The sequence below is a fragment of the Solibacillus sp. FSL W7-1464 genome (assembly GCF_038004425.1).
Lineage (GTDB): Bacteria > Bacillota > Bacilli > Bacillales_A > Planococcaceae > Solibacillus.
The window spans coordinates 2090884-2110786 of sequence record NZ_JBBORC010000001.1 but is presented as its reverse complement, the minus strand read 5'-3'; the positions used below and the strand labels follow the sequence as shown (position 1 = coordinate 2110786).

Here is a 19903-nt window from a genome sequence, read left to right as displayed (position 1 = left end):
TTCCAAGATGGTTAGAACCATCAAAAATCGAGATTGGCCAACTTGGTAGAAATGATTTCCGCATTTCAATAATAGGATATGGTAACGACTGAATTGAGGTGTAGAAGGAATGACAAAAAAATGGGGTTTAATGGCTGTCTTTGCATTTGGACTGTATGTTGCCGCAATGTATTTGTATTTTTTTCATGGACAAAATAGTGGGATTCCAGCCACTCTTCAAGGAACAGCAGCAGATCCAAGCACTTTTCTTACAACACAGGAGCTGTTATTAAGTGAAGAGTTATCAAAAGTGAGAAATTTCCTGTTCTTTATCACAACGCCGTTGGAATGGCTGCTTTACTTCGTGATTTTAATTACGGGTATTTCACGTCTGTTCGAGAAATGGAGTGCTGAACAATTCAAATGGTCCATTTTCAGAACAGCAATGTATCTGTTCTTTCTGTCCTTGCTGTTGTTTATCCTCCAATTCCCGATGGACTATTACCGCTATATGCTCAGCAAAAGCTATGGGATCAGTACGCAAATTTTTTCTTCCTGGATGCGGGAAAATATCATTGATTTTTGGCTCGATTTTGGGATGTCGGTCATCATGATAGCCGTTCTTTATTGGCTGATTAGAAAAAGCCCGAAAAAATGGTGGCTCTATGCATGGGCTTTAACCGTACCGTTTTCAATCTTCTTGATGTTTATTCAACCTGTCGTCATCGATCCGATCTACAATGAGTTTTCTCCGTTAACAGACAAGGAGCTGGAGACGAAAATTCTATCACTCGCTGAACAGGCGGACATTCCATCTGACCATGTGTTTGAAGTGAATATGTCGGAGAAAACGAATGCTTTAAATGCCTATGTGACCGGAATCGGCGACAATTCCCGGATCGTGCTGTGGGATACGACGTTAAACCGGTTAACCCATGATGAAATCCTGTTCATCATGGCACACGAGATGGGGCATTATTTGCTGAAGGATATTTATATTAACATCGCGGTCTATTTAGTTATGACGCTCATTGGACTTTGGCTCATCGCAAAAATCATGCCTTGGATGATTCGCCGTTACGGACCGGTCCTGAAAATTAAAGAAATTGGCAATTTGAATTCATTGCCGCTGTTTTTGCTGATCTCATCATTTTTACTGTTCTTCTCCAGCCCATTGTCCAATGCGATTTCACGTTATCAGGAGACCCGTGCAGATGAATTTGCGATTGAGCTGGTGGAAAATCCTGAAGCAGCGATCTCATCATTTCAACAGCTGACCAAAGCCGGTCTTAGTGAAGTAAACCCGCCGGCACTTGTGAAATGGTTCCGCTATACGCATCCGCCAATGTTGGATAGAATCGATAAAATTGCCGAAGAAGTTGATGAGGAATAAACAAAATCCTGTATAATTAGTTTACTATATCTAAAAGCACTTCAATTTTTTGTAAGCAAATGTTTGAGACAGTAAGGGGAACTTGATTATGGACAAAAACGAATGGATTGCACTTTTTCACAAAGAACTGCGACAAGAAGCTGTAACACCAGGATTTATAAGGGAAGAAACCGACTTTGTTGTTCGGCATATTTCAAAATTTAACGAAAATGGATTTATATTAGCCTCTAATGTAAATGAAAGTTCTGCAATGGAAGTGATTCGAAATGAGCTTAGTTATTTCGGTGATCTTAAACAGAGTTTCGAATGGAAAGTGTACAGCTATGACAAACCTGATAATTTGACTGAAATACTTAAACAAGAAGGATTTACGATTGATGATCAAGAAGCACTGATGGTCGTGAAATTATCGGAAAGTCATCCTTTTCTTACAAATTTTGATCTGCATGCAGTAAAAGAAATTACGGATGAACAAGGCATCCGGGATATTATTACATTAATAGAGATCATCTGGAATGGATCCCATAAAGAACTTGGGGAAAGACTATGGAGAGATAAGCAAAATAGTCCGGACTTACTATATATTTATGGGGTTTATGAAGATGGCCAGCTTGTAAGTGCCGCTTGGATGTACTTGGAGAATAATTCGTCCTTTGCAAGCTTATGGGGAGGCTCAACGCTACCACAATACCGAGGCAATGGTTATTATTCAAAACTATTGGCGGTTCGTGCACAAAAAGCTTATGAGAAGGGGTATTCTTTCCTGACAGTAGACGCCACTCCAATGAGTAAACCGATCCTTGAAAAGTCTGGTTTTAGTTGTCTGGCATATTCATATGGCTGCCAGTCACCTAGTATTTCTTAGCTAGAACAGGATAGTACTAATTAGACACTTTTCTATATAAGCGCTATTCTCTAAAAGGGTTAGCGCTTAATTTATAATAGCAGCATTTGCAATAGCGAGAGTTAAATACATAGATGAGGGAGGAATCTATATTGAATAAAGATCAGGAATCTCCAGAAGCAAGAAGAGAAAGGTTAAGGCAGCAAGAATTAAAGAGAAACCCGGCAGCTATGCATGGTGGCGGCCTTCAAGATCTGATCGGGGATTAAGGATGGAAAGGGTCAGAAACCATTTTCTTCTTATTATTAATGCCATTGTCATCTATTTGGCATTTTTCAACTAAAGACGCATTCCCACATTTTGAACGAAAATTAAGGAAGTATTTAAAGGTGGTTCAGATGAAACTCTATTTGTTTTTTGTTTTACTATTTTTTCTGTTCTGGATCGGGATTTCACATCAATATCCAGATCCGAGCTGGTGGGTTATTTTTTCAGCGAATCGCTCAACGCATACACCCCTTCTGGAGCAAATCTCATTAATTAAGGTGGCGCTGATGTTCCTTATATTTGGTGGGGGAGCGTACTTGTTGCATCGTTTAGGTATTTAATCGTACATATGAAATGCCGCGGAGGTATATATGCCAAAAAAATTGAAAGCAGTTTTATTAATTCCTATTTTTATAATACTGACCCGGTTTATTTATATTGAAGCGAACGAACTGATATACGCAAATAGAGTAACCGATTATCTTTTGGATGAATTGCAATATGATCAAAGTGAAATAGCGTCGGTGGAGGGCGTTTATGGATTCAAAATGCCTAAATTTTACACTGTTGTAGTCTTCACTAATGAACCTTATATTGAATATATTTACTTTGCACATGAAAGAGTACTGCAGTTCGAATATCAAATTATTGATGAGGAATTCGAGGGAATAACGAAAGATGATTTATGCAATTATGATCCAAGCGGTTCGATTAATTAACCGAGCTCCAAAAGATATATTCTTTTAAGCATATAAAAGCTTGTAGAAGAACTGATCTGGTATTATACCTTTTGGTTACATTGATTAAAAGGAAGATTGATCGTATCAATTATTTACTCATCTCGTTTGCTTTTATTAGTACTTGCAGGATTAATGTTGATCATGTTTAACTTTGCCAGGCTAATCTTTCCTGTTTCTTAAAAAGCCGCCACAAAAGTCAACGTCAGGGAATAATCACCACTTCATGTATTGTTATAATATAAAGATCTATTGAGTGGAGTGATGGAAATGTTGTATTTAGTTATAATTATTTTGGGAATTTATTTTATAGTAAAAACGATAAAATTTATGGAAATGAAGCAGAAATTAGATCAAGAAAGAAATGAAAAAATTGATCAGTTAATTCAGCTGATTCATCAAAACAAAAATGACAACATGTGAGATTGTGAAGCATTGCCTGGATCGGGTAATGCTTTTTTAGTTCACAAAATATCATAATTTCAGTATGGGAATTTATGTTAATATTTATTGAGGAAGTAAAAGCATTGTTTGATAAATTTAACATGTATTCGGAGGAGAGGTATTTGAATAATATCCTGAAAATTAAAGCGTTGAAGTTTCCTGACATTCCCCATTATGAATGGGAAGGGGAAATTCTTGAAAAGACATCTGAATACATCCTTGTTCTATGCAAATCAGGAAGAAAGCTAGTGCATCACTCTAAAAATAATGTATACACGATCAATAATACGTCGATTGAATATTTTCCTTTCAATAAATGGTTTACCGCAGCGATGGAAGTCGAAGAAGGGGAAGTGGTTTCAGCGTATTGCAATGTTGCAATGCCTTCTGTTTTACATCAAAACGAACTGAGTTTTGTAGATTTGGATCTGGATTTTATAAAAAGAAAAAATCAAGAGTGGGAAGTTGTGGACGAAGATGAATTTGAAGAGAACAGTATAAAATATGTGTACCCTGAAGAGTTAAAACAGGAAGCAATCGTGGCATTAGAACGATTGAAAGGGGAAGTTCATGAAGGGAATTTTCCTTTTATAAAGGAATTTACCTACATATTAAATCCATCTTGAGGAGTAAAACAGTGAAAAGGTTAGCAATCATTACAGTAGGCAAAACCCATTCCGGAAAAAGTACATTTGCACATGCTCTGGAAAAACAATTAAGTAATTCATTTATTATGGATCAAGACAATCATGCGGAATTCATTAATACTCATTATAAAAAACTGCTACCAAACCAAGGGACTAATCTACTCAAAAATTCTTTATCAAAGCTAATTGTCGAATATGCGAAAGAACATACCGATTTTCATTTTATTATTTGCAATTCGAACCGAAACATCAAAGGTCGTAAGCATTTACTTGAGGAAGTGTTCCCGGCAGAAGCGTTTGTACGGATATTGGTTCACTTTGATATATCGGACGATGAACTTCATTCCAGAGTAAAAAAGAGTCAGAGAAGTACCAATATATTTAGGGGTCGTATTACAAATTTTGAGGAACTCCTTCTCAGACAACAGGCAGAATCCTCAGAAATAGATATCGTTGATCCAACCGTACATGAGGCTGACCGTTTATTTATTATCAACAATAATAATGATATCGAAAAAGTTATACATAGTATTGTACTAATTGCACAAACGAGCTTGTAGGGCCGGCAAGCTCGTGCTCCTATATTAAAACGATTTTAAGCATCTTCAAACCCGATTCGAACTCACCAAATCCAGATTTTCATCAATTTTCAACCATACTCCATCCGTTAATAAAACCTCAACTGGGAAAACTTCAGCCTTCTTATTTGAGAAAAACCATGTGCGGCCCTCGTTTACAAATAACAGGTAGGATGCATCTTCACGCGAGCCCATAAATGTTAAACCTTCAGCCGTAACTTTTTCGTGGTCACGTTCAAAAATCGAAACTTCATGAAACGCCGATACTGATTTTAATTTATCCTTTACGACAATACTCATCTCCGAAACCTTTTGAAGAGATGAAGCCGAAAAAGGTGCTGTACTTTCTTTCGCATCTGTAAGCCGGCATATAAATTCTGCAATATTTCCTGCAGGGTCTTCAAAATAGATGGATTTTGCATCAATTCCTTCAAAGTAAACTTCATCTTCACCCTGTTCTTTCGATAATATTACTTTTCCTTTAGTCCATGCCTTCGCCTCTTCAAATTGAATTGAAGGGATATCAAATGCAAAATGATAGAATGGTTTTTCATTCAAAGGTGCCTTAATGAAAGTGACGGCTGATTTTCCGACACTCATTGTAAAGCGGTCCGGCTCCTGTGAAATGAGAGGGAATTGGAACTTTGTTAAATAAAATTGTTTTGTTGCCTCAAAGTTGGATGCGTACATCGTAACATGTTTAATATTCATATATTTTCCTTCTCTCGATCTGTGATAACTTTAAATTACCACGAATCCGTCAAATACGAATCGTTAAATAGACTGAATTTTCAACTATGGCCAGAACGTTACCATTCTAAAAGGGCGATTTACCACATTGTGAGGTAGGATAAATTTTTGACAGGTGTGCACCGCCTGCTTTTTTGTGCATACGATAACAATTTTATGTAAACTAATAATGATATGGAAAGTACAGGGGGGAGTGTTTCACATGCAATATGATGCCAAAAATGCTGAAGAATATTTAGAAATGCTTGAAGACGACTGGCGGAAAGAAAAGCTTCTTGCAATCCGGCTAATAATCTTATCCTATGCACCTGAATTGGATGAGTCGATTCGCTATAAGATGCTGAATTTCGGTAAGGATGAACATTATATTTTCGCATTGAACGCGCAAAAACATTACGTCAGCCTCTATGTGGGGACTATTGATAAAATAGAAAACTCCGAGGCGCTTTTAATTGGCTATAACTATGGCAAAGGATGCATCCGAGTCAATAAGACGATCAACATTGAAGAGACAGGATTGCGGGATTTTATCCGAAAAACAATCGACATGTGGCGAGCTGGCCAAGATACGGACTGCTAAAGACAGTTCTTTTTTATTGGTTAAAGCCTTCAAGTATATGTTAAAATCAAATTGCCAAGTTTTGTAATTCCGAAAAATATCATTCGGAAAATTCTAGTTAACCAGTTTTTATCTGAAGTCACTCAAAATTGAAGGGATCAGGATGAAAATGAATAAGTACAACGAGAAAGTTATAACAGTTATGAATGAAATTGATTTTTCAGGCAATGTGTTAGTAAAACGAAATAATGATTTGTTACAGCAACATAGTAATGGGTTTGCGAATCGTACACATGAAATTTTAATTAATGAGCAGACGCGATTCGGTATTGCTTCCGGCTGCAAAATCTTCACGGCAGTGGCAATTTGCCAGCTTGTAGAGAAAGGCCAGCTTTCATTTGAATCGAAGTTGCCCGAGATTTTGGGTATTCCGTTTCCTCGGTTCGATCCGGCAATTACTATCCACCATCTGCTAACTCATACGGCGGGAATTCCGGATTACTTTGACGAAGAAGTAATGGAAGACTTTGCGGAATTATGGGTGGAAAAGCCGATGTATTTAATGCGAAACGGCCGTGATTTTTTACCGTTGTTCCAGCATGAACGAATGAAGATGGCAGTAGGTGAACGCTTTCACTACAATAATGCCGGCTATATACTGCTCGGACTTGTGGTCGAACAGTTGAGCGGCATGGGCTTTGATGAGTATGTGACGGAAAACATATTCAAACGTGCAGGCATGGAGCAATCCGGCTACTTTGAACTGGATGCGCTGCCTTCAAATACGGCACTCGGCTATATCAAAAAGGACGATGGCTCATGGAAATCGAATATTTATTCAGTTCCTGTTAAAGGCGGGGCGGACGGCGGAGCATTTGTCACTGCAGAAGATATGCAGCGTTTCTGGCATGCATTGATGACGTTTGAACTTTTAGGCGAAGCAATGACGCAGCGATTGCTGACGCCATATATTCACACAGATGATGATTATGACCGCTTTTACGGCTACGGGGTATGGATTGATAAGACGGGTGATTGTATTTCAAAATACCATGTGATGGGCTATGATCCGGGCGTGAGCTTCCACTCGGCTTATTATCCGGAGACTGGTTTGATCAGTGTGGTTTGTTCGAACAAAAGTGAAGGCGCTTTTGATGTATTCAAGGAAATTGAAAACATTTAGAGTGGAGCCAACTAGCCTCGGCTAGTTGGTTTCTATTATTGCTGGGGGACGGTTTTCTAATATCCGGTGCTGATCTTCTAATAAAACGTGAAAAGTTCTAATATAATGCCGAAGTTCTAATATAATTATTCAATGTTCTAATAACCCGTCAAGATGTTCAAATATCCTTCATAGTTGTTCTAATATCCCTCTCAGGTTTTCTAATAACCACAGCATTTGTTCTAATAAAAACAAAACACCATCAAATTACACTCGATATAGCCGGGAAATTCATCTAAAATCGTACTCCTCACTTGAGTCTTCTAATATCTATCCAAAATGTTCTAATAACCCGTTCAAATCTTCTAATAACAGCCGCCGATGTTCCAATAAAAATCAAAAAATCTTCTGCATGCCCCTATATTTCCCGGAAAACTCCTCCAACCAAAAAATCTTCCGAATTCTGCGGAAGATTTCGCAAAATCCGCAGTAACCCCCATAACTAAAAAAGCGCCCGCACATCCCATGCGAGCCCTTCACCATTAAACGTCAACCCTGGCATCCGCATCCCCAACGTCATTCCGTTCCTCAAGCTTCTCCCGATCAGCCTTCAGTGCAATATAAACCATCATCACTAAAATGAGCGAAGATCCGAGCCATTGGAATCCGCCGAACGGTTCCTTCAACCATAAAACTGTTGCCAGAACAGCAGTCAGCGGTTCAATATTGCCAAGCAGACTCGTTTCTTTGGCAGTAAGAGTCTGAAGGCTTTCGATGTAAAACCAGAATGCCAGCATCGTGCCGAAAATAATGACGACAAACAAATAAAAGACAGTTGCGCCGGTCCATACCGAAATATCCACATCCCATGGCGGCTGCACTAAACTCATCGTCAAACCGGCAAGCAGCATCGCCCAACCGACAACAACAAGTGAGTCGAAGCGTTTTAAAAGGGGAATGACATAGAGCGTATAAAATGCAAGCGTCACACCGGACAATAATCCCCAAAGAATCGAAGGCAGCGGCACGGCAAAAGCGGAAAGTGAACCGTTTGTTAATAGAAAGAAGCTTCCGCTAAGCGCCAGCACAATTGTTACCGCATCTTTTTTCGTGAATTTGGACAGGCCACGCAGTGTCACCCAAATAATGATCATAACCGGTGCCAAGTACTGCAAGAGTGTTGCGACCGCTGCATTCCCTTCTTTAATGGAAGCCATATATGTATACTGAACCCCCAGCATGCCGATAATCGCGAAAACGAGCAGGCGGAATGCATCCCTTTTTTCCCGCCAAATCTTGAAAATCTGGCCGCGATCTTTAAATATTGCCTGGGCAATTAATAAAAGAATACCGGCAATGACAAGACGAGTTGAGACTAGCCAGTTCACTTCGATACCAAGAGAAAACAGTTGTTGTGCCATCGTTCCGCCGATTCCCCAGAAAAAACTGCCACACACAACTAATAAAAATCCAATCATTCGTTTGTTTTTCATGCCAAACCCTCACATTATGTATAATTACTTCATTGTAACGAATTATTATTCGAATTGCTATATCGCTATTTGAAGGTTGTCTAACAATGAGTTAAAAATTTAACTGTTATTTTAATATAATAAAAACCTCGATGTCCCTTTTTTGACATACAAAAGGACATATAGATAGAAAAAGGAGGTGAATTACGATGCTAACAATTAGTGCAGGTCATTACGGAAAGGGGACAGGTGCCTCAGGCTACATGGATGAAGGAGAGGAGACCGTCTCACTTGTGCAGGAGCTCGGGAAAAAATTGCAGCAAAAAGGTGTTAAGGTCAACGTAATTATCGATAAACAATCTAAAAACCAGCAGCAAAATTTAACGTATATAGTGAAGCAGCATAATGCAACTCAGCGCGAAATGGATGTCAGCATTCATTTTAATTCTGCAGCGGCACAGCAAAAAGATGGGATCGGGACAGAGGTGCTATATGTGAATCCGGCCATTTCTTCATTTGCGCAAAAGATGAGCACTGAAATTGCGAAAGCAGGAAAGTTTAAAAATCGCGGAGCCAAACAGCGTACGAACTTGGCATTTTTGAATGGCACAGCGAAAAAAGCCATTCTCATCGAAGTATGTTTTGTCAATTCAGAGCAAGATGTAAAACTGTACCGGTCAAATAAAAACCAAATAATTGAGGCAATTGCCGAGACATTAAAAAGCTATTTTCCAAATACGGCACCAGCACCACCAGCACCACCAGTAAAACCGACACCAGCACCAGACCCGCAAACTATCACGATCAAGGCATTGCAGCAAAAAGTGGAAGCAATTTTCAATGACAAAGAAGCTGTACGGGAGCAACTTAAACTAGGTATTCAAATAGGTGCATTTCAGCCATTATGGTTGGAAAATTTCGATCGTGGACAATTAACGTTATACGATTATATCGCACTTACAACATTGCAATATCAAAAAAATATCTCGAATGTGTAACCTTTTTTCCCTCAAATCGACTAATGTAGTGAAATTACCGAAAGGATGGAACGATATGAAAAAAATTGCACCTTTAGCATTATCTGTACTACTACTCGGAACCGTTACTGCTTACGCTGAGCAGCCAACAGCAGAAGGGACTGAAGAAGTGGAAAAAACAGGGACATTTATCCAGCACAGAGGGAATATTACTGCAGTCGAAGAGAGGGAAAACGCTAAATTATATACGGCAGAACAAGATGGCAATGTGTTCAATTTCTATGTTGATGACAAAACACTTGTTTTCGATGAACATGGCAGTGAAGTTAAACTGAAAATTGGTGATATGATTTCACTATCTATTTACGCGGATCAGCCAATGATTTTAATTTATCCGCCGCAATATGCACCATCTGTAGTCATTGTGGAAAAGGATGATACGGCTAACTCAGTAAAGGTCGCACAATTTGATGAAAACTTCTTAAGTGATGACGGGGAATTAAAGCTGCATTTGGATGAAAAGTCGGTCATCATCAATGCAAAAGGCAAAAAAGTGCCTGCGAAAGAATTGAAAAACTATAACGCGATTGTATTTTACGGACCGACAACAAAGAGTATTCCAGCGCAGGCAGCACCTGAAAAAATTGTTGTGTTCCCAAAACTTGAAGAAGAAGCTGTAAACTCCGGAATCGCATCAGAAATACGGGAAATAATAGGTGAGGATTACAAAGAAGTCGATGGCAAAGTCATGGTGCCGTTACGAATTATTGCTGAAGAACTTGGCTTTAAAGTCGCTGCGACAGGAAACGGCGCTATCATCTCAAAAGGTGCACTGTCTTACACTATTACACGCGGCGAAAAAACATATGGCCATAATCGTGCACTTAAATATTTTGATGTCGCACCGGCATTATTGGAAAAAAACAAAACATATGTAGAGTATGATTTTGTTAAAGAGTTGCTGAACTAAATGTAAATATTTTCCTGACTAAAATTCATCCATTACGTGAATTTTAGTCTTTTTTATAGGCTCTTTTCTCAAAGATTGTTGCTATCATTCTGCATAAAAGGTTTTGAACTTTTTATAAACTGTAACTATAAACAAAAATTATAATCATAATTATCGGATAGACGATAATAGTGATTAAAGCTTTCACTTTTGTATTATTAATTGCACTTTCAGTTATTTCAGGTTCTTCTTTGTATATTCCTCGTTTCCCCCATAATAAACTTTCTTTAGGATTGAAATAAGTCCAAATTGTAACCCCAAATGGTATAAGCGATAACAATATTAAAGCAACCATACCCAACTTCAAACACCGCCTTAAAGTATTTAATAACTAATATACGATTAACCTTCTTATTTGTTTCAAAATTATCCAATCATTACCACCTCGCTCGATTGTTGAATAAAAATAATTACCCCAAACAGCAAATTTTACGAAAACAGCCTTTTTATATAGTAAAAGGTGCTTTGAATAAAAAATCAAAGCACCCAATCTTAATGTACAGGGCGAGGCTGTTTCTTTATTAAAATAACAAATAAACTTGCCATAACACAGCACACACCGGCCATAAAGAACGCCCACGTATAAGTATTGAAATAGGAATAGAGCATACCTCCGCCGTACGCGGCAGTTGCAGCGCCTACTTGGTGGGAAGCAAAAATCCACCCGTAAATAATTGCGCTTTTATGTATTCCGAAAATCTGTCTTGAAAGATTGATGGTCGGCGGTACTGTTGCTACCCAATCCAGACCGTAAAAAACAGTAAACACAAGAATCCAAGTAAGATTGCCTTCCATTAACGCAAAAGGCAGCAAAACAAGGGAAGCGCCTCTAAAGAGATAATACCAAAACAGAAGCCAGCGATTATCAATCCGATCGGACAGCCAGCCGGAAAGTGTTGTTCCGACCATATTAAAAACCCCCATAAAAGAGAGCAAGGAAGCTGCAGTAACAATAGGAATTCCGAAACTAATGCAATAGGAAATAAAATGAGTCCCTACAAGTCCATTCGTTGAAAAGCCGCAGAAAAAGAAACTTCCTGCCAATAACCAAAATTCTTTAGCCCGTATGGCGTCGGCCAACCCTTTGAATGCCAGAACAATCGGATTGCCTTTTGATTGATCGTGCGCATCCTCTAATTCCTCTGTCTGTCCAAAAGGGAGGATACCGATCTCTTTAGGGGTGTTTCTCATGAATAAAAAGATGATGAAAAACATAACTGCACTAATCGTCATGATTAAACCGACTGCCCATCGCCAGGAATAGTTTTCGATAATTGTGGCTAATACAGGAAGCAGGATTAACTGTCCCATCGCGGTACTCGCGGTCAGAATCCCTGTGGCAAGCCCTCTTTTTTCTTTAAACCAGTGATTTGCTACATATGGACTTAAAACCGTTAAAAACAGACTGGATCCAAGCCCGATAATTACGCCCCAAATAATGATCAATTGCCATGACTGACTCATCAGGAAAATCAAGAGAAGCCCGATCAGTAACGTTGCCATCGAGGCAAGCATCATTTTCTTTAACCCGAATTTTTGAAGTAATGCAGCCATGAACGGACCCGCAAATCCGTAGAAAAACAAGCTGATTCCAAAGGCGAGGGAAATCACCTGACGATTCCAGCCGAACTCCTGTTCAAAAGGCGTTAGGAAGACTCCGGATGATGCCATCGCGATCCCGGCGGCAATGATGGAGCAGAATGATATAGCAAGAATAATCCAGCTATAGTGTATTTTTTTCAACTGAACACCGCCCTTTTTTTCTATAGTTTAATAGTAAATAGAAATGGATCATATGTAAAATTGAATTTGACTATATTTTCAGACAGTTTTGGAATTCTGCGTGTTCTATATGTATAGATCCGTGATTATCCGCATCCTATATGTTTTTAAAAAAGTGTTTGACTAAATATATTTCCGGAATGGATTGCATATGTTAGGTAAGAAAACTAGCAAGGATGTGGTTACATTTATGGATAAAGCACTCATAATAATCATTGCTTTAAGAATTATGTCCGGAAGTATAGAGTTGACTGCTGCTGCATTAATGTTTAAATTCAATGATTTAGAAAAAGCATTTTATATTAATACGCTACTAGCCCTGGTCGGTCCGGTTGTTTTAATTGTTACAACGGCTCTAGCATTGCTTGGTCTTGCAGAAAAAATTTCCCTGACACGAATCATATGTCTTTTCTGCGGAATTTCCCTGATTCTTTTCAGTTTAAAATCAGCATGAAAAAATACAATAATAAAGGACCTGGGCAGCCATTGCTGACAGGTCCCTATTTTTATGCCGGTTCTTTTGATTTTCCGATTTCATCTATTTTGATGAACTTCAAGACTAACAATAAAAGTATTATTCCCAAAATACCCGCAGTGATATAGCTAGTATTGAGATGGTTTTTCATAACGAGTGACATAATAGGCGGACCTGCCGCTTTTACAAAAGAGGATATCGAGCAGTTCGTTCCGAAGATGATGGACTATTTAAAACCGGAAAAAATTGAAGAGATACGAGCAATCGCAAAACAGTTTTCCATCAATTTCTAATAACCTTTACACCAAAACTTTATAATTTCAAGAAGAATCCATTTGTTCGAAATATTACGAACCGGATTCTTTTTTTTGCCTTCAGAAAACACGGATCATTCGCTCCATTACAACAATCAAATTAGATTATTTACCCATTACTACAACTTTACAAACCAAAATTGTTATATTGTGTAATGTTTTTGTAACTAGACTGTAACAAGATTTTGACATTAAATATGGATTTACCTCTATTTTTTTCCGGTTTTGTACTATACAATGAGGGGGACAGCTTATGAAAGGATAGGTAACAATGAATCAAAAACTGATTACATTGGTTGTTGCAATCTTCCTCGTTTGTACACTAGCTGTTACACCGACATCAGCTAAAGTAGTATTTGCAGATGTTGCGACAACCGATGCCGCTTACGATGAAATCCAGTATTTAATTAGCCTTGGGGCGATTAATGGATATCAGGAAGTAAACGGCAAAACGAATTTCAAGCCGAATAATAGTGTGACACGGGGGCATGCTGCTAAAATGGCAGTCATTGCTGCAGGTAAAAGTCCGCTAAAAGTAAGTAAATCTTCTTACACAGATGTAAAAGTCGGTACGGAATTATCAACGTATATAGAACGGGCAAGAGAGCTTGGACTATTTACAAAAACATCAGGACAATTTAATCCTAATGAACCTTTGTCACGTGAAGAAATGAGTCACGTTTTAGCAAAAGCATTTAATTTAAATGTAAGTGACTATCAAAATTTGGCGATGTATTTCCAGGATGTTTCGACTACAAATACATATGCTCCGTATATTAAAGCAATCTACTATAATGGAATAACGATCGGCAGCGGCAACGGCAAGTACATGCCAAAAAGCACTGTTACACGAGCGCAGTTCGCATCGTTTATCGCACGTGCAAAAAGCGATGAATTCCGTCTAGCTTTACCTGAACGTAATACTTCAGGAAATACTGGCAAAATTGTATTTGCGGATGTTGGTGCCAATTATGCCGCATACGAAGAAATCCAATATTTGATTAGCCTCGGGGCGATTAACGGATATCTGGAAAACGGCAAAACGTACTACAAACCGAATAATAGTGTGACACGTGGACATGCTGCAAAAATGGCTGTCATCTCTGCAGGTAAAGGTCCGCTAAAAGTATCACAATCTTCGTATACTGATGTAAAAGTCGGTACGGAATTATCACTGTATATAGAACGGGCAAGAGAGCTTGGACTATTTACAAAAACATCAGGACAATTTAATCCTAATGAACCTTTGTCACGTGAAGAAATGAGTCACGTATTAGCAAAAGCATTTAATTTAAATGAAAGTGACTACAAAGACTTAGCAATGTATTTCCAGGATGTACCGGGTACAAATACATATGCTCCGTATATTAAAGCAATCTACTATAATGGAATAACGATCGGCAGCGGCAATGGCAAGTACTTGCCAAAAAGTACTGTTACACGAGCACAGTTTGCATCGTTTATCGCACGTGCAAAAAGCAATCAATTCCGTTTGCCTCTTCCAGAGAAGCTTGAGGCAGTAGATACATCACAGGTAATTGGACTTATCTCGGTGACAACGGATGGCTTGAATGTTCGTACAAAGCCGACAACATCCGGTACTGTTATGGGTCAAGTGGATACTGGCGGGAAATTATCAGTCTACGCGGTGGAAGATAATTGGCTGAAAGTATCTTACCAAGGCGCTTATGGCTATATTAGTAAATCGTATGCCAAATTCCTTGAGCAAGACGGGAATTCAATTGGACAATCAACAAAATCTGTTACAGCCAACGCAACATTGAATCTTTATTACAAACCGACATCTTCATCGAAAAAGATTACACAAATTTCGACGGGAACAACTTTGTCGGTGTATAAGGAGATTAGTGGTTATTATTTAACAATGGTGAACGGTATTCCGGGCTATATTGTAAAAAATAGTACGACGGTAGTTGCTGGATCGGAAGTTGAACCGCCAAAAACGGATACGGGAAATAATAACAGTAATCCTGTTACGACATCCACAACTGGTAAAGTAACAGTTTCGACTTTAAATATGCGTCAATCCGCATCTGACTCTTCACCAAAAATCAAAAGCCTGTCTAAAGGAACGGTTGTTGCGGTGCATTCAATATCAGGTTTCTGGGCAAAAGTAACATCGGGCAACGATACAGGCTATGTGCATAAATCGTACCTTAAACTCACGAACGGAACTGGCAGTGCTGTTAAAGGCCGTATTATCATTTTAGACCCAGGTCACGGTGGTAAAGATCCGGGTGCTGTGAATTCAGGTCATACAGAGAAAGCGATTGTTTTAAAAGTTTCGAATCTTGTAAAACAGAAGCTTGAAGCAAATGGCGCAAAAGTTTTCACAACACGTGCAGGGGATACTTTCCCAACATTACAAGAGCGTGTGAACTTTACGAAGAGCAATTACGGTGAAGTATTTGTCAGTATCCATGTCAATGCTGCGACATCAACGAGTGCAAAAGGAACGGAAACGTACTACAGCATTTCGAGTGGTGACCAGTTTGAAGAGGATAAAAAGCTTGCAACGTATATCAACAACGAAATCGTCACAAATGCGAACATGAAAAACCGTGGTGTAAAAGAAGCACAGTATTATGTGACACGCAATATGATCATTCCTTCTGTATTGGTAGAACTTGGGTTCATCTCGAATGCAGAAGACCGTAAAAAATTAATCAATGACAAGTATGTAGAAATCTATGCGCAATCTATTTATAACGGGATTGTCGATTACTACAAAAAATAAAATATGCTGTAAAGTGGCTTAGTTCTTGCAAAAGGACTAAGCCATTTTTTAATAAAGTGCATTAAAATTTATAAAAGTAAAAATTATATAAATTTAGTGCATCCCTTAATATTTCGCGTGGTAATGAATCTTTTCCTCTTCTCGTTCGTACATAAACATAGTGGCGAAAGAAATTGTTTAGTATTTTAATATGCATTTTCATTACATAAATTGATACTTATATTATAATTGGAATAATTACTATATAATGGAATTCGCTAGTTCTTATAAACAGGAGGTAAGCTCATGGTGTTACAACTGAAAGATGTGACGAAACGCTATCGGGATTTCGTAGCAGTAAATCGATTGAACTTTACAATTGAAAAAGGTGAAATATTCGGTTTGATCGGGCAAAATGGTGCAGGTAAAACGACTACATTCCGAATGATACTGGATTTACAGGATACGACAGAAGGTATAATAACGTGGGATGGGCAGCCGATCAAATCGGTGAGCCGTGATTTTTTAGGTTATTTACCGGAAGAGCGCGGTATTTTCCCGCAAATGAAAGTCGAAGAGCAGCTGTACTTTTTCGGGGAGCTGCATGGTATGGATAAAGGCGAGCTGAAAAAGGATATCGACTTCTGGATCGAGCGCTTTGATCTGGAAGAAAAGCGACATGTGAAAGCCGAGACTTTGTCAAAAGGGAATAAGCAAAAGGTTCAATTAATCGCCAGCTTTATCCACAAACCGGCCTTTTTAATTCTGGATGAACCGTTTAGCGGACTGGACCCGGTTAATATGGAGTTATTAAAAAACGCGATTATGCATTTGCGTGACCAGGGAATGACCATATTATTCTCCAGTCATCAAATGGATAACGTCGAAGAGCTGTGTGACCATTTATGCTTGCTAAAACGCGGTGAATCCCTGTTTTCAGGCTCGCTGCTTGATCTGAAAAAACAGTATGGCAAAACAAAGCTGACTGTACGTACCGACAAATCTTTTGAAGTATTGAGCAAGTATCCAGGTGTGAATCATGTCAAAATGGAAAGGGATTCGCAGGCAGTCCTGACACTTGAAGATGAAAGATATGCACCTGAAATTTTTGAGCTGCTATCAAACGGCAATTACATCGAAAAATTCAGTCTGGATTATTTATCGCTGCATGAAATCTTCAAAGAGAAAGTAGGTGCCGGCCTTGTCTAAATTTAAAGTACTCATTAAAAAATTATATAAACAAAAAATTACTTCGAAATCCTTTATTTTAACTACTTTGCTTTATTTAGCAGTGCTAAGCGGGTTTATGTTCTGGTCTGAAATCAAAGACCTCATTTTCTCGGGGGATGCCGATACAATTGCCGTTGTAAACGAAACGGAATTTGATATCGCGCAAGTGCTGCAGGATACAGATGATGTGGAATATGTATATGTTGATTCGGGGGATATCTCGGATAAATTGAAGGACGGCGATTATTATGCCGCCTTTACCTTATCGGATGCAGAAGGCAAACTAGCGGCGAAAATTGAATCATACGATCCGCTTCCGTTGAATGACCAGCAAGATTTCCAAAGTGCGCTAAGTCAGGCAGGTCAGCTGTATGCGATGAGTCAAATGGAATTATCACCAGAACAGCAACAGCTATTATTGTCGTCAGAGCCGGTTATCACATTAAATTCTCTCAATGAAGCGGCGAATGACGGTAAATCCGCTGAAGAAAAAATGGCAGGTGTGTGGGTTTCCTATGCGATTGGAATTATCATTTATATTTTTGTCGCATCGTATTTATCAATGATTACAACAGATGTTGCTTCGGAAAAAGGATCGCGTGCACTGGAAATGTTATTAGTGAGCGTGAAGCCTGAAGTACATTTCCGTTCGAAAATTGTTGGTGTATTTTTAGTCGCACTTACACAATTTGTCGTTCTGTTCGGCGGACTTATTTTACTGCTTCGCTTTTCAGATGGCGGAAACAAATGGTCAATTGTGACCGATTTGCTTGATTCACTGTCAATGAGCTACTTCCTTTATATTATCGGTTTCTTATTCTTAACGATCTTCATGTATTTAATTATCGGCGCATTATTCGGTTCGCTTGTATCAAAAGTAGAAGAGGCAGGGCAAGTAATGATGCCGGCAATGATGCTGACACTTGTTGGATTCTATGTCATGCTGACAGGTATGGGCAACCCGGATACAATGCTGATCAAAGTATTCTCGTACATTCCGTTTACATCAGGTATGGTGATGCCGATGCGTATAGGTGCAACGGATATGAATGCCATTGAACCAATCATTAGCCTCGCTATTCTAGTTGGAACAGTCCTGGTGCTGTACTTCATGAGTCTGTCATTCTACAAACGCAGTGTACTGACGTATTCATCAGGCGGTATTATTGAAAAAATGAAAACGGTATTTAAAGTAACAACATAATTTTTAAAATGTGCTCCTCATTATGCGAACGGAAAACCTGTTCGACTTAATGGGGAGTTTTTTCATGCCTTCCCCTAATAAGCTCAACATATTTAACGTAATATAAGTTAACTAAAATAAAAATATAGTTGACGTAAAAAGGTGATTCCTTTATATTTACGTTAACCTAATAAAATTTAAGGTTAACAAAAATGCGGATGTAATAAAAGTGAATCAGTTAAAAATTTGACTGATCAATAGGGGGAAGGAATAATGAATTGGGTTCAATTAGCTGAAGAAGTTCTACAAGGAAAAATACTTACAAATGAAGAAGCGTTAGCAATTGTACATGCACCCGATGATGAATTGCTGCTATTAATGCAAGGAGCCTTCATCATTCGAAAACATTACTACGGTAAAAAAGTAAAATTGAATATGATTATGAATGCAAAAAGTGGCTATTGTCCTGAAAATTGCGGCTACTGCTCACAATCGTCAATTTCTACAGCACCAATCGAAAAATATCCGTTTATAACAAAAGAAGAAATTATTGCTGGAGCTAAAAAAGCGTTTGAAAATCAAATTGGAACGTTTTGTATTGTTGCAAGTGGACGCGGACCGACACGTAAAGATGTAAAGGTTGTAAGTGAAGCGGTCCAGGAAATTAAAGAAAAATACGGATTAAAAGTATGCGCTTGTTTAGGGCTGCTGAAAGATGAACAGGCAGAACAATTAAAAACAGCGGGAGTCGATCGCTATAATCATAATTTGAATACATCCGAAAAGCATCACGATTATATTACAACTTCACATACATATAAAGATCGGGTCAATACGGTTGAAATTTCTAAAAAATATGGGATGTCACCTTGCTCGGGGGCCATTATTGGAATGCGTGAAACAAAACAGGATGTTGTCGATATTGCCTATGCACTTCATGCACTGGATGCAGACTCCATTCCGATCAACTTTTTAAATGCAATTGACGGTACAAAACTGGAAGGTACAAAGGAGCTGGATCCCCGCTATTGCTTAAAAGTACTCGCCTTATTCCGTTACATTAATCCAACAAAGGAAATAAGGATCGCGGGAGGGCGTGAAATCAACTTGGGCTCATTACAGCCACTTGGATTGTTTGCGGCAAATAGTATCTTTGTAGGTGATTATTTAACTACAGAAGGTCAGGAGGAAAATGCGGATTATGCATTAATCAGAGATTTAGGCTTTGAGGTTGAAGTGAACGAGAGACAAGCAGCGCTCCAAAATTAAGCAGTAGGGAAGTGTTCTTTCAACAAAATTAAATAGACAGGAACAATACTAGTAAGTGACAACTCAACATGCGAGTAGCTATTCGCAAGCTTTCG

At 38.6% G+C, this 19903-nt stretch carries 20 protein-coding genes; 17 read left to right on the top strand and 3 right to left on the bottom strand.

Going from position 1 to position 19903, the window contains the following annotated elements; all coding sequences use genetic code 11:
- The first annotated feature begins 109 nt into the window (after positions 1 to 109).
- From MKZ25_RS10310 to MKZ25_RS10280, 7 genes are all read left to right on the top strand, one after another.
- Positions 110 to 1372 carry a M48 family metallopeptidase gene (locus MKZ25_RS10310; protein WP_340801404.1) on the top strand — a complete coding sequence of 421 codons (1263 nt, stop codon included), beginning with the start codon at positions 110 to 112 and terminating at the stop codon, positions 1370 to 1372.
- 88 nt (positions 1373 to 1460) lie between these two features.
- On the top strand, positions 1461 to 2237 hold the full coding sequence (locus tag MKZ25_RS10305; RefSeq protein ID WP_340801402.1) for a GNAT family N-acetyltransferase: 777 nt from the start codon (positions 1461 to 1463) through the stop codon (positions 2235 to 2237).
- A gap of 131 nt (positions 2238 to 2368) precedes the next feature.
- Positions 2369 to 2485, top strand: coding sequence for a DUF6366 family protein (locus tag MKZ25_RS10300; RefSeq protein WP_340801401.1), 117 nt, complete (start codon positions 2369 to 2371; stop codon positions 2483 to 2485).
- A 129-nt stretch (positions 2486 to 2614) separates the two neighbouring features.
- On the top strand, positions 2615 to 2824 hold the full coding sequence (locus MKZ25_RS10295; RefSeq protein ID WP_340801400.1) for a hypothetical protein: 210 nt from the start codon (positions 2615 to 2617) through the stop codon (positions 2822 to 2824).
- A gap of 30 nt (positions 2825 to 2854) precedes the next feature.
- Positions 2855 to 3202, top strand: coding sequence for a DUF3139 domain-containing protein (locus tag MKZ25_RS10290; RefSeq protein ID WP_340801399.1), 348 nt, complete (start codon positions 2855 to 2857; stop codon positions 3200 to 3202).
- A 545-nt stretch (positions 3203 to 3747) separates the two neighbouring features.
- Positions 3748 to 4290: a DUF402 domain-containing protein gene (locus tag MKZ25_RS10285; RefSeq protein ID WP_340801397.1), complete on the top strand. Its 543-nt coding sequence runs from the start codon at positions 3748 to 3750 to the stop codon at positions 4288 to 4290.
- Positions 4291 to 4301: 11 nt separating this feature from the next.
- Positions 4302 to 4871 (top strand): AAA family ATPase, encoded by a 570-nt coding sequence (locus MKZ25_RS10280; protein WP_340801396.1) that lies wholly within the window; start codon positions 4302 to 4304, stop codon positions 4869 to 4871.
- Between the two features lie 45 nt (positions 4872 to 4916).
- On the opposite strand, the gene MKZ25_RS10275 is transcribed toward MKZ25_RS10280, so the two are convergent.
- Positions 4917 to 5600, bottom strand: coding sequence for a VOC family protein (locus MKZ25_RS10275; RefSeq protein WP_340801395.1), 684 nt, complete (start codon positions 5598 to 5600; stop codon positions 4917 to 4919).
- A 241-nt stretch (positions 5601 to 5841) separates the two neighbouring features.
- Between MKZ25_RS10275 and MKZ25_RS10270 the strand changes: the two genes are divergently transcribed.
- On the top strand, positions 5842 to 6219 hold the full coding sequence (locus MKZ25_RS10270) for an iron chaperone (protein WP_340801394.1): 378 nt from the start codon (positions 5842 to 5844) through the stop codon (positions 6217 to 6219).
- Positions 6220 to 6361: 142 nt separating this feature from the next.
- A complete protein-coding gene (locus MKZ25_RS10265; RefSeq protein WP_340801393.1) occupies positions 6362 to 7381 on the top strand; it encodes a serine hydrolase domain-containing protein in 1020 nt (339 codons plus the stop codon).
- Between the two features lie 521 nt (positions 7382 to 7902).
- On the opposite strand, the gene MKZ25_RS10260 is transcribed toward MKZ25_RS10265, so the two are convergent.
- The gene (locus MKZ25_RS10260; RefSeq protein WP_340801392.1) at positions 7903 to 8853 is read right to left on the bottom strand and encodes an EamA family transporter; all 951 of its coding nucleotides are present in this window, start codon (positions 8851 to 8853) and stop codon (positions 7903 to 7905) included.
- A gap of 188 nt (positions 8854 to 9041) precedes the next feature.
- On the opposite strand from MKZ25_RS10260, the gene MKZ25_RS10255 reads away from it, so the two are divergent.
- Together MKZ25_RS10255 and MKZ25_RS10250 are read left to right on the top strand one after the other, a co-directional pair.
- Positions 9042 to 9830: an N-acetylmuramoyl-L-alanine amidase gene (locus MKZ25_RS10255; RefSeq protein WP_340801390.1), complete on the top strand. Its 789-nt coding sequence runs from the start codon at positions 9042 to 9044 to the stop codon at positions 9828 to 9830.
- Between the two features lie 55 nt (positions 9831 to 9885).
- A complete protein-coding gene (locus MKZ25_RS10250) occupies positions 9886 to 10779 on the top strand; it encodes a copper amine oxidase N-terminal domain-containing protein (protein WP_340801389.1) in 894 nt (297 codons plus the stop codon).
- 531 nt (positions 10780 to 11310) lie between these two features.
- Here the strand turns inward: MKZ25_RS10250 and MKZ25_RS10245 are convergent.
- Positions 11311 to 12561 (bottom strand): MFS transporter, encoded by a 1251-nt coding sequence (locus MKZ25_RS10245; RefSeq protein WP_340801388.1) that lies wholly within the window; start codon positions 12559 to 12561, stop codon positions 11311 to 11313.
- 190 nt (positions 12562 to 12751) lie between these two features.
- Between MKZ25_RS10245 and MKZ25_RS10240 the strand changes: the two genes are divergently transcribed.
- From MKZ25_RS10240 to bioB, 6 genes are all read left to right on the top strand, one after another.
- Positions 12752 to 13054, top strand: coding sequence for a YqhV family protein (locus tag MKZ25_RS10240; RefSeq protein ID WP_340801387.1), 303 nt, complete (start codon positions 12752 to 12754; stop codon positions 13052 to 13054).
- A 155-nt stretch (positions 13055 to 13209) separates the two neighbouring features.
- Positions 13210 to 13368, top strand: a complete 159-nt coding sequence (locus tag MKZ25_RS10235; protein WP_340801386.1) for a hypothetical protein — start codon at positions 13210 to 13212, stop codon at positions 13366 to 13368.
- 292 nt (positions 13369 to 13660) lie between these two features.
- Positions 13661 to 16147 (top strand): N-acetylmuramoyl-L-alanine amidase, encoded by a 2487-nt coding sequence (locus MKZ25_RS10230; RefSeq protein WP_340801385.1) that lies wholly within the window; start codon positions 13661 to 13663, stop codon positions 16145 to 16147.
- A gap of 285 nt (positions 16148 to 16432) precedes the next feature.
- The gene (locus tag MKZ25_RS10225) at positions 16433 to 17335 is read left to right on the top strand and encodes an ABC transporter ATP-binding protein (protein ID WP_340801384.1); all 903 of its coding nucleotides are present in this window, start codon (positions 16433 to 16435) and stop codon (positions 17333 to 17335) included.
- Positions 17328 to 18560 (top strand): ABC transporter permease, encoded by a 1233-nt coding sequence (locus MKZ25_RS10220; protein ID WP_340801383.1) that lies wholly within the window; start codon positions 17328 to 17330, stop codon positions 18558 to 18560. Before MKZ25_RS10225 ends, MKZ25_RS10220 begins: the two co-directional genes overlap by 8 nt.
- A 252-nt stretch (positions 18561 to 18812) precedes the next feature.
- The gene (gene bioB, locus MKZ25_RS10215; protein ID WP_340801382.1) at positions 18813 to 19808 is read left to right on the top strand and encodes a biotin synthase BioB; all 996 of its coding nucleotides are present in this window, start codon (positions 18813 to 18815) and stop codon (positions 19806 to 19808) included.
- Positions 19809 to 19903 lie beyond the last annotated feature (95 nt).